The organism is Aestuariirhabdus litorea (assembly GCF_003864255.1).
Classification (GTDB): domain Bacteria; phylum Pseudomonadota; class Gammaproteobacteria; order Pseudomonadales; family Aestuariirhabdaceae; genus Aestuariirhabdus; species Aestuariirhabdus litorea.
On sequence record NZ_QWEZ01000001.1, the window covers coordinates 1,989,324 to 2,001,160 of the forward strand.

Consider the following 11,837-nt stretch of genomic DNA (forward strand, 5'->3'; position numbering starts at 1 on the left):
CGGGGGCTAGAGCCCCATCTTCAGGCTCGCCTCGATAAAGGCGTCGATATCGCCATCGAGGACCGCCCCGCAGTTGCTGGTTTGCACCCCGGTGCGCAGATCCTTGATACGCTGGTCGTCGAGCACGTAGGAGCGGATCTGGCTGCCCCAGCCGATATCGGACTTGGTCTCCTCCAGCGCCTGGGCCTCGCTGTTGCGCTTTTGCATCTCCATCTCGTACAGCTTGGCCTTCAGCTGCTGCATCGCCTTGTCCTTGTTCTGGTGCTGCGAGCGCTGGTTCTGGCACTGCACCACGATACCGCTGGGCTCGTGGGTGATACGGATCGCCGAATCGGTGGTGTTAACGTGCTGGCCACCGGCCCCGCTTGAGCGGTAGGTATCGATGCGCAGGTCCGCCGGATTGATCTCGATCTCGATGTTGTCGTCGATCTCCGGAGAGACAAAGACCGCCGCGAAGGAGGTGTGGCGACGGTTGCCCGAGTCGAAAGGGGACTTACGCACCAGGCGATGCACGCCGATCTCCGTGCGCAGCCAGCCGAAGGCGTACTCGCCGCTGAACTGGACGGTGGCGCTCTTGATGCCGGCCACGTCACCGGCGGAGACTTCGATCAGCTCCACCTTGAACCCCTTGCGCTCACCCCAGCGCAGGTACATGCGCAGCAGCATATTGGCCCAGTCCTGGGCTTCGGTGCCGCCGGAACCGGCCTGAATATCGAGAAAAGCGTTGTTGGGGTCCATCTCGCCGGAGAACATACGGCGGAACTCGAGCAGTTCCAGCTGCTCACTGAGAGCGGCCAGGTCCCGCTCGACGTCAGCCACGGTGTCGGCGTCCTCCTCCTCCACCGCCATATCCAGCAGGTCACGGGCGTCGCTCAGCCCTTCGTCCAGGTTCTCGATGGTGGAAACCACCGCTTCCAGTGCAGAGCGCTCGCGCCCCAGCGCCTGGGCATTGTCCGGATTATCCCAGACCGAGGGCTGCTCCAGCTCCCGATCTACTTCAACCAGCCGTTCTTTCTTGGTAGCGTAGTCAAAGATACCCCCTAAGCACGTCCGTACGCGCCTGCAGGTCCTTGATAGTCTGTACAATCGGATTTACTTCAAGCATCGATATCCCTTAGCTGAAACCTGTTGTCGAAAAAGCGCGCCATTTTAACCGATCAAAGGCACGCTTTCACTGTGTTTTATACCTATCACTCAGGCGGTTGGAAGCGCCTCCAGGTGGTCTACCAGCAGCTGCAGGCTCTGGCGTCCCCGAAAGCGGTTGATATCCAGTTTGTAGAGCAGCCGTACCTGGCTTGCCTGGGTATTGGGCCAACGTTCGAGGTCCACATTGAAGGCGATCGCATCGACGCAGACACCGCTGTCGGGTAAGGCCAGCACCAGCTTGAGGTGCTTGTCGGCCACCAGCCGCTGGCTGATCACCTCGAACTCGCCATCAAAGCGGGGCTCGGCGAACCCCTGCCCCCAGGGGCCGCCATCGCGTAGCTCGGCGGCCACCTCAAGGCTGAATTCCTGTGGACTCAGTTCGCCATCGCTGAGCAGGCGCGCCTCCAGCTGCTCCACCCCCAGCCAGGCGTTGGCCACCGTCTGCAGGGCCTGGCTGAAGGCCTCGTAGTGGGTCATCGGCAAGGTGAGCCCTGCCGCCATGGCGTGGCCGCCAAAGCGGGTGATCATACCCGGGTGGCTGCTGGCAACCCGCTCCAGGGCATCGCGTATATGGAAACCCGGAATCGAGCGGGCCGAGCCCTTCAGGCACCCCTCCCCCCCGTCGGCAAAGGCGACCACGGGACGATGCACTCGCTCCTTGATGCGTGAGGCGAGTATACCGATCACCCCCTGGTGCCAGCCGGGGTCATACAGGCAGAGCGCATGGGGCAGGCTTCCCCCGGCGTCCAGCGGAGTGGAGGCCAGAATCTGCAACGCCTGCTCCTGCATACCCGCTTCGATATCGCGTCGCTCACGGTTGAGGGTGTCGAGCTGGACGGCCAGCTGATGCGCCTGCTGCGGGTCGTCACACAGCAGGCACTCGATTCCCAGGGACATATCGTCCAGACGCCCGGCGGCATTGAGGCGCGGCGCCACCACAAACCCCAGGTCGCTGGCACTGAGGCTGGGCAGCTCTCGTCGCGCCACCTCCAGCAGGGCACGGATGCCCGGGCGGCAGGCGCCGGCACGAATCCGTTGCACCCCCTGATGTACCAGGATGCGGTTGTTGTGGTCCAGGGCCACCACATCCGCCACCGTGCCCAGCGCCACGATATCCAGGTATTCGGCCAGGTTGGGCTGGGGCCGCCCCGGGTGAAACCAGCCGCGCTTGGCCAGCTCCGCGCGCAGGGCACAGAGCACGTAGAACACCACCCCCACCCCGGCACTGTTCTTGGTGATGGAGTCGCAACCGGGCTGGTTGGGGTTGACGATGGCGGCGGCCTGCGGCAGCTGCTCCCCCGCCAGGTGATGGTCGGTGACCACCACCCGCATGCCCCGGCGGTTGGCTTCGGCAACCCCCTCGATGCTGGAGATGCCGTTATCGACGGTGACGATCAGCGAGGGATCGCGCCTGGCCGCTTCCACCACAATCTCCGGGCTCAGTCCGTAGCCGTACTCGAAGCGGTTGGGCACCAGGTAATCGACCGACTGCGCGCCCAGGGCGCGCAGCGCCAACACCGCCAGAGCGCTGCTGGTGGCGCCATCGGCGTCGAAATCCCCCACCACCAGAATCGACTCTCCTGCCTCGAGGGTATCGGCCAGCACACGGGCGGCGGCGGCGATCCCCTTCAGCTGTTCAAACCCCTGTAGCTGCTGCAAGCTGCGTTGCAACTGTTCGGGACTGCTGACCCCACGGGCGGCGTAGAGGCGCTGCAGCAAGGGGGAGACCCCGGGCAGTTCTGCCTCCACCTGCGGCTGCCTGCGTTGAATCTGCACCGCCATAACGTCCTAGCCCTCGCTCCGTTGCAGCCACTGTGGAGCCAGGCTCAGGCTGACCTCGCCCAGGGTGACCATCCACTCCCCATCACTGATCATCAGCGAACAGCTGCAGTTGCGCGACAGCCCCGGCAGCAAGGCCTGCAGGGCGTCGTAGGGCAGCACACAGAGGTCGAGATTGCGCACCCCTGCGAGCTTGGCCGCCTGCTTCTGCTGCCACACCCGGCAGGAGGAGCCGTAGGCATAGACCGCCACTCGTTTGGCCTTGCGGGCCGAGCTGATCACCCGCTCGGCATCGGGCTGCCCCACCTCGATCCACTGTTCGATCTCACCACTGAGGGAGTGCTGCCAGACATCGGGCTCGTCGGTCTGGGAGATACCGCGGGTAAACTCGATCCCCTCGGCGTAGCAATCGGCGAAGGCCAGCAGCCGCACCAGCAACCGCTCTTCGGTCTCAGAGGGGTGAAGCGCCAGGGTCAGGCGCAGCTGTGGGTAGCGATGCCGATCCATATCGGAGAGGGAGAGATCGACTTTGTAGATGGTCGGTTTGAGGGCCATGGGGGCAGCAGTCCGGAGATGATGAAGCCAGCGCGCAGTGTAACGGGTTCGGCACACTTTGGCTGCCTTCACCACCGCTAAAATACCTCCTTTGGTGGGCTCTCCCCTCCCCTCGCTGTATTAACATGGCAGACTTATCCCGGCTCCCCGCGCGGATAAGACAGCCCATACGGAGACAACAATAACAATGAAACCCACACTGATCGCAGTATCCGCCCTGCTGGCGGCCCTTGGTGCCGCCCCCCTCCCGGCCGCCGAACAACCCACCGGGAAAGCCCCCATGCAGGGCTTCCCCCCGAGCGTAGAGTCCCAGGTCACCCGGAAAAACTATCGCGACTACCCCAACGGCCGCTGGTCCTTCCGCAATGCCGGAGCCCCCTTCAATGTGCTGATGATCCCCCGGGAGGGGGAGATCCTGCCCCTCAACACGCCCCTCAACTCCGAACTGGGTAACCATCGGGTAGAGGATCTCGAGGGTAACCCCACCCCCCTCGACGCCCTGTTCGAGCGCAACGACGCCGATGGCCTGATCGTGCTGCAGGGGGGAAAGGTACTCCATGAGCGCTACTTTCACGCCTTTAACCCCCATGCCCAGCACATCTGGTTTTCGATGACCAAGTCGCTGGTGAGCAGCGCCTTCGGTCTGCTGGTGGCGGAGGGCAAGGTGGATCTTGGCCGCAGCCCTGCCCACTACATCCCTGAGCTCAAGGGCAGTGGCTTTGAGCGGGTAAGCATCCAGCAGCTGCTGGACCATAGCACGGCCATCGACTTCAAGGAGAACTACACCGACCCCAATGCGGACTTTTTGCGCCACTATGCCCCCGCCCTCAATATGGCCTGGCTCCCCGGGGCCGCCGACGTGCAGCCGGGACAAACCGAGATCTACGGGATCTACGACTTCCTCACCCATTTCGTGAAGGAGGACCCTGCCCTCAAGCCCGGCGAAGCTTTTGACTACAACTCCAGCAACGCCGATGTGCTGGGCTGGCTGGTAGCACGGCTCAGCGGGCAGAGCCTGCACGAGTTCCTGCAGCAGCGGGTCTGGGCCAAACTCGGTGCCGAACATGACGCCTATATCGCCGTCGACCGGGCCTATATGCCGGTGGCGACCGGGGGCATGAACACCACCTTGCGGGATGCGGCCCGTTTCGGGCAGATGATTCTCGATCGCGGCCGTTACAACGGCCAATCGGTGATCCCCGCCACCTGGGTGGATGCCACCCTCGAGATCGATCCCCGCCTGGAGCGCAATATGCGCGCCAACGCCAAGTACCAGAGGGATCCCTGGCAGGCCTACCACAACATGTGGTGGGTGCTGGACGCCAAGGCCGGGGAGTACTGCGCCGTTGGCATCTTCGGCCAGGTGATCTACCTCAACCGCGAGGCCGGCACCACCATGGCCTGGTACTCCAGCCAGCCCACCGCCTCCTCCGCCAACAACCCCCAGTTCCAGGCAAAGCTGAAGGCCGCCCGCGAACTGGCCCGCAGCCTCACCCCCTGAGCGCCCGCGGCGTCACAAAAAAAGCCAGCAATTTGCTGGCTTTTTTTGGAGTACGTTTAGGGCGTCAGCGAGGCATCTAGAGCGCCCGGCTCTTGCTGCGAATCAGGGCGTGCAGCTCCTTGATATCGCGCTTCATCACCGTCATCCGCTCCTCGCGATCGAACAGGTCCCGCAGGTGAAACGGCAGCTCGGGGGCCTCCAGCCCCGCCTTCACCACCGGCTCCGGGAACTTGACCGGGTGGGCTGTGGCCAGCGTCACCATTGGCACCGAGGCATCACGGCGGCACTGGCGCGCGGCCCGCACACCAATGGCGGTGTGGGGATCGAGCAGGTACTCGCTCTCGGCAAACACCTGCTTGATGGTTTCACAGGTCTCTTCGTCGTCGACCCGCGCGCTGTCGAACAGTTCGCGGGCAAAACTCCAGCGGTGCTCATCAATGGTGAGTTGGCCGCTGCGGTTGAAGTTGTCCATCAGCTCGGCGATGGCGGCCCCGTTACGACCGTAGAGATCGAACAGCAGACGCTCGAAGTTGCTGGAGACCATGATATCCATGCTCGGCGACAGGGTGTGCTCAAGGCCCGACTTGTCGTAGTGGTTCTCGCTGATGAAGCGGTGCAGGATATCGTTGCTGTTGGTGGCGACCACCAGCTGGCTGATCGGTAGCCCCATGTTGCGAGCGATGTAGCCGGCAAAAATATCGCCGAAGTTGCCCGTCGGTACCGAGAAGGCGACGCTGCGGTGCGGTGCGCCAAGGGCGATACCGGCGGCGAAGTAATAGACCACCTGGGCCATGATGCGCGCCCAGTTGATGGAGTTGACCGCCACCAGCCGCGCCTTGCCTTCGAGGAAGGACTGGTCGGCAAAGCTCTCTTTGACCATCGCCTGGCAATCGTCGAAGTTACCCTCCACCGCCAGGTTGTGGATGTTGTCCCCCAGGATGGTGGTCATCTGCTTGCGCTGCACTTCGGAGACCCGGTTAAGGGGGTGCATGATAAAGATATCGACGTTATCGCAGCGCTTGCAGCCCTCGATCGCCGCCGAGCCGGTATCGCCGGAGGTGGCCCCTACGATGACGGCGCGCTCGTTGCGCTTCTCCAGGGTGTAGTCGAGCAGGCGACCCAGCAGCTGCAGGGCGAAATCCTTGAACGCCAGGGTGGGGCCGTGGAACAACTCCATCACCCACTCGTTGCTGTCGATCTGGGTCAGGGGCGCCACCGCGTTGTGGCTGAAGACGGCGTAGGTGTCGTCGATGATGCGACCCAGCTCATCGGCGGGGATGCTGTCGGCCACAAAGGGGGTGATGATGCGCTTGGCCAGCTCAGCGTAGGAGAGCCCGGCCCAGCCGGCGATCTGCTCGGGGGTAAAGCGGGGCAGGCATTCGGGCACGTAGAGGCCGCCGTCGCTGGCCAGTCCGGCCAGCAGGACATCTTCAAAATTGAGTGCGGGCGCTTGCCCACGGGTACTGATGTATTTCACTGTCGTATCGCTCGTTCTATGGTGACCGACGCCCGTTTATGGATACGGGCTATGGGCACAAACGGATAAATTAGTTGAGGTGGTCCATACGGATTCGAGTGACCTTGCCGGTCACCACCTCCAGCCCCTCAAGGCTGGTTATGGCGCTGTTCATCTGCGACTCCTGCACGCTGTGGGTGAGCATAATGATGTGGGCCACCTGTTCGTCGGAGCGGACCTCTTTCTGCAGGATCGCCTCGATGTTGATGCCCGCCTGGCTCAGCACCCCGGTGATGGTGGTCATAACGCCGGGCTTGTCGCTGGCATCGAGGCGCAGGTAGTAAGCGCTCTCGACCTGGTCCACCGCCAGTACGGGCAGCGGCTGCAGCTCGCCAGGGGCATAGCCCAGCGCGGCCACGGCGCAGGCGGGATGCTCAAAGCTGCGCGCCAGGTCCATGATGTCGGCCACCACCGCCGATGCGGTGGGGGCTGCGCCGGCACCGGCACCGTAGTACATGGTGGGCCCCACGGCGTCACCAGCAACCATCACCGCGTTCATCACCCCGTTGACGTTGGCGATCAGGCGACTCTCCGGAATCAGGGTCGGGTGCACCCGCAGCTCGACGCCGTTGGTGCGGCGACGGGCAATCCCCAGGTGCTTGATGCGATATCCCAGCTCCTGGGCGTACTTGAGGTCCTCGGGGGTGACCTCGCTGATCCCCTCGGTGTAGGCCTTGTCGAACTGCAGCGGCATGCCGAAGGCGATGGAGGCGAGGATGGTGAGCTTATGGGCGGCATCGATCCCCTCCACGTCAAAGGTGGGATCGGCCTCGGCATAGCCCAGCGCCTGCGCCTCGGCCAGTACATCGGCAAAATCACGCCCCTTCTCACGCATCTCGCTGAGGATAAAGTTGCCGGTGCCGTTGATGATGCCCGCCACGGTGTTGATGCGGTTGGCGGCCAGCCCCTCGCGAATCGCCTTGATCACGGGGATACCGCCGGCAACACCCGCCTCGTAGGCCACATTGACCCCCTTGGCGGCCGCGGCCTCGAAAATCTCGTTACCGTGCACGGCGATCAGTGCCTTGTTGGCGGTCACTACATGCTTGCCGTGATCGATCGCGGTCAGCACCAGCTCCCGCGCGGTATCGTAGCCACCGATCAGCTCCACCACCAGGTCCACCTCGGGATCCCGGGCCACATCAAAGATATCGGCGGTGGTACGAATGCCGCTGGTATCGCAGGCAGGGTTGGTGCGGCGGGCGGCGATCATCTCCACCCGAATCTCACGCCCCAGGCGCCGACGAATCTCTTCGGCGTTGCCGGTCAATAGGTTAAAGGTTCCACCACCGACGGTGCCCAATCCACAGATACCCACTCTGATAGGTTTCAAAACCAGTTTTCCCCGATTCAGCTAACGGTCTTGGCCCAAGGCCATAATGAGGCGAACATTATACAGAGATTCCGCGTCTCAGCGAGTCCTGATAGGGGGGTAAACTGCGGGGCGTGGCCGTGGCGGGGTTCTGTTGCCACGCCGGCCCGCAGGATATACTCGGGCAACCATTGGCCTCGACCTCCCCATGACTCAAACCGCCCTCCTCCACCGCTTCAGCCGTGCCCTGTTGCACCCCTGGCTGCCACCCCGGCAGGCGCTTCCCGCCGGGCTGACTGCCCCGCCGGGGACCGACAAAAAACCGGGGGCTGCGACGCCTTCGGGCGGCTGCACAACCAACCTGGCCTCTACCTGAGCGACGCCAGCCTGATTCCCGATACGCCCACGGTCAATCCCCAGGGGACCCTGATGGCCCTGGTACGTCGAAACGTCGAACAGTGGATACAAAGCGGAGAGCTGGGACCCGCTAAAGGGCGGGGCCGATCAGGGTCCCGGGCGGGACCCTGAGGGGGCGAAGGCTTAGAGAATACCCAGGTCCTGGGCCAGTGCCTCGGCGGGCTTGTAGCCCGGAATCATGGTGCCATCGTCAAGGAACAGCGCCGGCGTACCGCGAATACCCATCTGGATACCCAGCTCGTACTCCTCCTGTACCGGGTTGTCGCAGGCCTTCTCCGCAACCTGCTTACCGCTCTTGGCATCGGTCATCGCCTGGCGAGGGTCATCAGCGCACCAGACGTTCTGCATCACCGCATAGGCCGGATTGTTACGTCCGCCACGCGGAAACGCCATGTAGCGCACCTCGATCCCCATGGCGTTAAGCTGCGGCACCTCGGTGTGCAGTTTGCGGCAGTAGGTGCAATCGACATCGGTAAAGACGGTGATGGAGGCTTTCCGGGCCCCGTCGGCGGGGAACACGATCTGCTTCTCCTGGGGGAAGCCCGCCAGCAGTTCGGCGTTGATCTGGCTGCGCACGGCATCGGTCAGGTTGACCACCTGGTTGTTGACGATACTCAGCAGGTCACCCTGGATCACATAGTTGCCATCGGCACTCACGTAGAGAAGGTCGGATTTACCGATCTGCACCATATAGACCCCCTCAATCGGGGTGGGGATGACCTCGGTAACCTGCATGCTGTGGTCGAACTGCTGCATCCGCGCCCGGATCGTCTCCTCCGCACGGGCGTCGGCCGCAGCATCAGCAAAACCCTGCACACTGAACAGGCCCAGGAACAGGCCTGCCATCCATGAAATTGATCTCTTCATTGAAAACCTCTAGGTCGATATTCACTGCATGCCCGGCGCCTGCTACACAGTGCCTCAACGCCTTGGACCACAGAAAGGGGGAAACTATTCTAACAGATTCCTTTTTTTTACCCAGAGCCTGATGCGTCGCCTAACCACGGGGGTGGTGGCTGGCGTGCAACTGCTGCAGGCGGTGCTGGGCAACGTGGGTGTAGATCTGGGTGGTGGAGAGGTCGCTGTGGCCCAACAGCAGCTGCACCACCCGCAGGTCGGCACCATGGTTGAGCAGGTGGGTGGCGAAGGCGTGGCGCAGGGTGTGGGGGGACAACGGCTTGTTGACGCCACTCTCGATGGCGTAGCGCTTGAGACGGTGCCAGAAGGTCTGGCGAGTCATAAAGCGGCCTCGCTGGCTGGGAAAGAGTACCGACCCCTCCCCGCTGCCGATCAGTTGAGGACGCGCCTCCCTGAGGTAACTGGCGATCCACTCCAGCGCCTCCTCCCCCATCGGCACCAGGCGCTCCTTGCCCCCCTTGCCGAGGATACGAACCACCCCGGCGCGCAGGTTGACCATTGACAACTCCAGCCCCACCAGCTCCGAGACCCTGAGGCCACAGGCGTAGATCAGCTCCAGCATGGCACGATCCCTGAGCCCCAGCACCGTGGTCGTATCCGGTGCCTCCAGCAGTGCCTCCACATCGGCTTCGGTGAGAGTCTTGGGAAGCGGCCGCCCCAGTTTCGGCAACTCGACATTGAGGGTGGGATCAAGCCGCATGTGTTTTTCCCGCAGCATATACTGGTAGAACCCCCGCAAGCAGGAGAGCAGACGCGCCGTAGAGCGAGCCTTGTAGCCCTTTGACAGGCGATAGCCCAGGTACTCCAGCAGCAGCGCCCGCTCCACCCGGCACAGGTCGGGCGTCCCTTTTGCGCCACACCAACGGGCAAAACCGTACAGGTCGCGCCGGTAGGAGGCGAGGGAGTTGTCGCTCAAGCCCCGCTCCATCCAGGCACTGTCGAGGTAAAGGTCGATCCAGGGATCCGAATCCTCGGGCTGCTGTGATGCGGTAGTCATGGTGAGGAAATTCCACTTTCTATGGGGCCGGTGCTGTTTTAGAGTACACCGACTGCGTCCCGGCTAATAGAGGTTCCAAGCGGGAGCGCCCTCTTACCCGGTTTCACTACCAACACCCTTCAGGAGGTTTTGCCTAATGTTGTCACGCACACGACTGTCGATCGGACTGGTTACCCTGCTACTGCTCAGCGGCTGCGCCGGCCACGGGAACCAGCAACTGTCCACACAGTGCGCTTCAGGGCTCGAAACCGCCTACCAGGAGCTGGATTTTGCCCAGAGCAAGGGATTTGATGGCTCGGTCGCCTGGGGCAAGGCGGCCGCCCTGCTCACCGCTGCCAAGGTACAGCAGCAGTTCGAAAAGTACCCCAACTGCATCGACAAGGTGCAGCGTGCTCGCGCCTATATCAAGCAGTCACTCCAGGGTTGAACCCACGGCCGCAACCCGGGTCAGGCTGCGCCAGAGCCCCAGCGGCATCAACCCCCGCTGCAGCAGCTTAATGCTCACCATCAGGGTGATCAGGGTAATGTCCCACACCGGGCGGAAGTGGCTGGGGCGGGCGTCGGGCTGATAAAGGCTGTGGATGGGCAACGCCACCACACCGAAGCCGGCACGTACCGCCTCGATCAGGATTGCGCTTTCGAACACAAAGCCACTACCCAGCTCCTGCCCGCGCGCGAAGCGCTCCAGCAAAGGGCGGGGATAGAGGCGAAATCCGCACTGGGTATCCAGCAGAGGGGTACCGGCGGCCCAGGAGATCCAGAAGTCGGCCACCTGGTTGGCGCGTTTGCGGGCGCGGGGGGCCAGTTCACTGTCCTTTAGGCGGGCCCCCATCAGCAGGGCACCGGGGTAGTAACGGGTAAGGCGCAACAGGCGGGGAATCTCGTCGGGGTTGTGCTGGCCGTCGCCATCGAGGCTGATCACCGCCTCGGCCCCCAGCCCGAGGGCATAGCCAAACCCGCTTCGTAGAGCTGCCGCCTTGCCCATCCGTCGCTCGTGCAGCAACACCCGGGCACCCGCCTCGCGTGCCAGCTCAGCGGTCCGGTCACGGCTGCCATCGTCCACCACAATCACCAGATCCACATAGGCCAGGGCACGGGTTACCAGGGAGGCGATGGTTCGCGCTTCGTGGAAAGCGGGAATCACCACCGCCACCTCACCGGCAAAGGTGCGCTCCTGGCTCTCTGGCAGTGGGTCGGGGTAGGTCACTTGGGCATCCATCGTTAATCGTCAGTCCCTGGGGAAGCGAGAATTACAGTAACACGCCCACAGGCCAACAGGCGACCCGCGGCCTTTACCTCGAAACCGTAGAGCTGCCCCTTGCTGTCAGCCATCAACCGTTGGCACAGGATTTCAAGGGCCTCTTCTATTTGCGACAGATCCTCACAATAAAGCGTACACTGGTTAACACCCGCCAGATATCCCTGCGCCGGAGCAAAGGGTTCGGTCTCTGCCCCACCCTGCGCCTTCAACTGCAGTAGCGAACCATGGATCGCCATCGCCTGACCGGCGTACTCGATGGCAGTAAGGGCATCCAGCCGTCCCCCCTGCCGCAGCGGATTATCGGCAGACAGGTGTGAGCGGGCGATGCAGTGGATCTGCTGCTCATCCCAGGCGCTCACCGCATCGAGCAGGCACATGGTACCGGAGTGGGGCAAAAGCCCCGCCAGCCTCTCCCCTCGGATCGGTAACTCCAAC

At 63.2% G+C, this 11,837-nt stretch carries 12 protein-coding genes; 3 read left to right on the forward strand and 9 right to left on the reverse strand.

Translation table 11 applies throughout. The features are described 5' to 3' along the window. Nucleotides 1–6: 6 nt before the first annotated feature. From prfB to D0544_RS09185, 3 genes are all read right to left on the reverse strand, one after another. Nucleotides 7–1,105, reverse strand: a protein-coding gene (gene prfB, locus D0544_RS09175) for a peptide chain release factor 2 (RefSeq protein WP_125015648.1) whose coding sequence is annotated in 2 segments (ribosomal slippage) — nucleotides 7–1,029 and nucleotides 1,031–1,105 — 1,098 coding nt in all. Because the reading frame shifts where the segments join, the coding sequence is not laid out codon by codon here. 89 nt (nucleotides 1,106–1,194) lie between these two features. Then, complete coding sequence (gene recJ / locus D0544_RS09180; RefSeq protein WP_125015649.1) at nucleotides 1,195–2,928, reverse strand: single-stranded-DNA-specific exonuclease RecJ; 1,734 nt, start codon at nucleotides 2,926–2,928, stop codon at nucleotides 1,195–1,197. A 6-nt stretch (nucleotides 2,929–2,934) separates the two neighbouring features. Further along, the gene (locus D0544_RS09185) at nucleotides 2,935–3,480 is read right to left on the reverse strand and encodes a YaeQ family protein (protein WP_125015650.1); all 546 of its coding nucleotides are present in this window, start codon (nucleotides 3,478–3,480) and stop codon (nucleotides 2,935–2,937) included. A 187-nt stretch (nucleotides 3,481–3,667) separates the two neighbouring features. On the opposite strand from D0544_RS09185, the gene D0544_RS09190 reads away from it, so the two are divergent. After that, nucleotides 3,668–4,981, forward strand: coding sequence for a serine hydrolase domain-containing protein (locus D0544_RS09190; protein WP_125015651.1), 1,314 nt, complete (start codon nucleotides 3,668–3,670; stop codon nucleotides 4,979–4,981). A gap of 76 nt (nucleotides 4,982–5,057) precedes the next feature. Here the strand turns inward: D0544_RS09190 and thrC are convergent, their stop codons facing one another. Together thrC and D0544_RS09200 are read right to left on the reverse strand one after the other, a co-directional pair. Then, nucleotides 5,058–6,458, reverse strand: a complete 1,401-nt coding sequence (gene thrC, locus D0544_RS09195) for a threonine synthase (protein WP_125015652.1) — start codon at nucleotides 6,456–6,458, stop codon at nucleotides 5,058–5,060. Nucleotides 6,459–6,528: 70 nt separating this feature from the next. Beyond that, a complete protein-coding gene (locus tag D0544_RS09200; protein ID WP_125015653.1) occupies nucleotides 6,529–7,830 on the reverse strand; it encodes a homoserine dehydrogenase in 1,302 nt (433 codons plus the stop codon). 30 nt (nucleotides 7,831–7,860) lie between these two features. Between D0544_RS09200 and D0544_RS17480 the strand changes: the two genes are divergently transcribed. Continuing rightward, on the forward strand, nucleotides 7,861–8,337 hold the full coding sequence (locus D0544_RS17480; RefSeq protein ID WP_164880885.1) for a GMC oxidoreductase: 477 nt from the start codon (nucleotides 7,861–7,863) through the stop codon (nucleotides 8,335–8,337). A gap of 12 nt (nucleotides 8,338–8,349) precedes the next feature. Here the strand turns inward: D0544_RS17480 and D0544_RS09210 are convergent, their stop codons facing one another. Then, the gene (locus tag D0544_RS09210) at nucleotides 8,350–9,093 is read right to left on the reverse strand and encodes a DsbC family protein (protein ID WP_125015654.1); all 744 of its coding nucleotides are present in this window, start codon (nucleotides 9,091–9,093) and stop codon (nucleotides 8,350–8,352) included. Nucleotides 9,094–9,223: 130 nt separating this feature from the next. Further along, a complete protein-coding gene (gene xerD, locus D0544_RS09215) occupies nucleotides 9,224–10,141 on the reverse strand; it encodes a site-specific tyrosine recombinase XerD (protein WP_125015655.1) in 918 nt (305 codons plus the stop codon). A 136-nt stretch (nucleotides 10,142–10,277) separates the two neighbouring features. Here xerD and D0544_RS09220 point away from each other — a divergent pair, with 136 nt between their 5' ends. After that, nucleotides 10,278–10,568, forward strand: coding sequence for a hypothetical protein (locus D0544_RS09220; protein ID WP_125015656.1), 291 nt, complete (start codon nucleotides 10,278–10,280; stop codon nucleotides 10,566–10,568). On the opposite strand, the gene D0544_RS09225 is transcribed toward D0544_RS09220, so the two are convergent. Both D0544_RS09225 and D0544_RS09230 read right to left on the reverse strand, forming a co-directional pair. Next, nucleotides 10,554–11,360: a glycosyltransferase family 2 protein gene (locus tag D0544_RS09225; protein WP_125015657.1), complete on the reverse strand. Its 807-nt coding sequence runs from the start codon at nucleotides 11,358–11,360 to the stop codon at nucleotides 10,554–10,556. The two genes, D0544_RS09220 and D0544_RS09225, sit on opposite strands and share 15 nt — an antisense overlap. A gap of 2 nt (nucleotides 11,361–11,362) precedes the next feature. Beyond that, the gene (locus tag D0544_RS09230) at nucleotides 11,363–11,836 is read right to left on the reverse strand and encodes a hotdog family protein (protein WP_207905803.1); all 474 of its coding nucleotides are present in this window, start codon (nucleotides 11,834–11,836) and stop codon (nucleotides 11,363–11,365) included. Nucleotide 11,837: the final 1 nt, after the last annotated feature.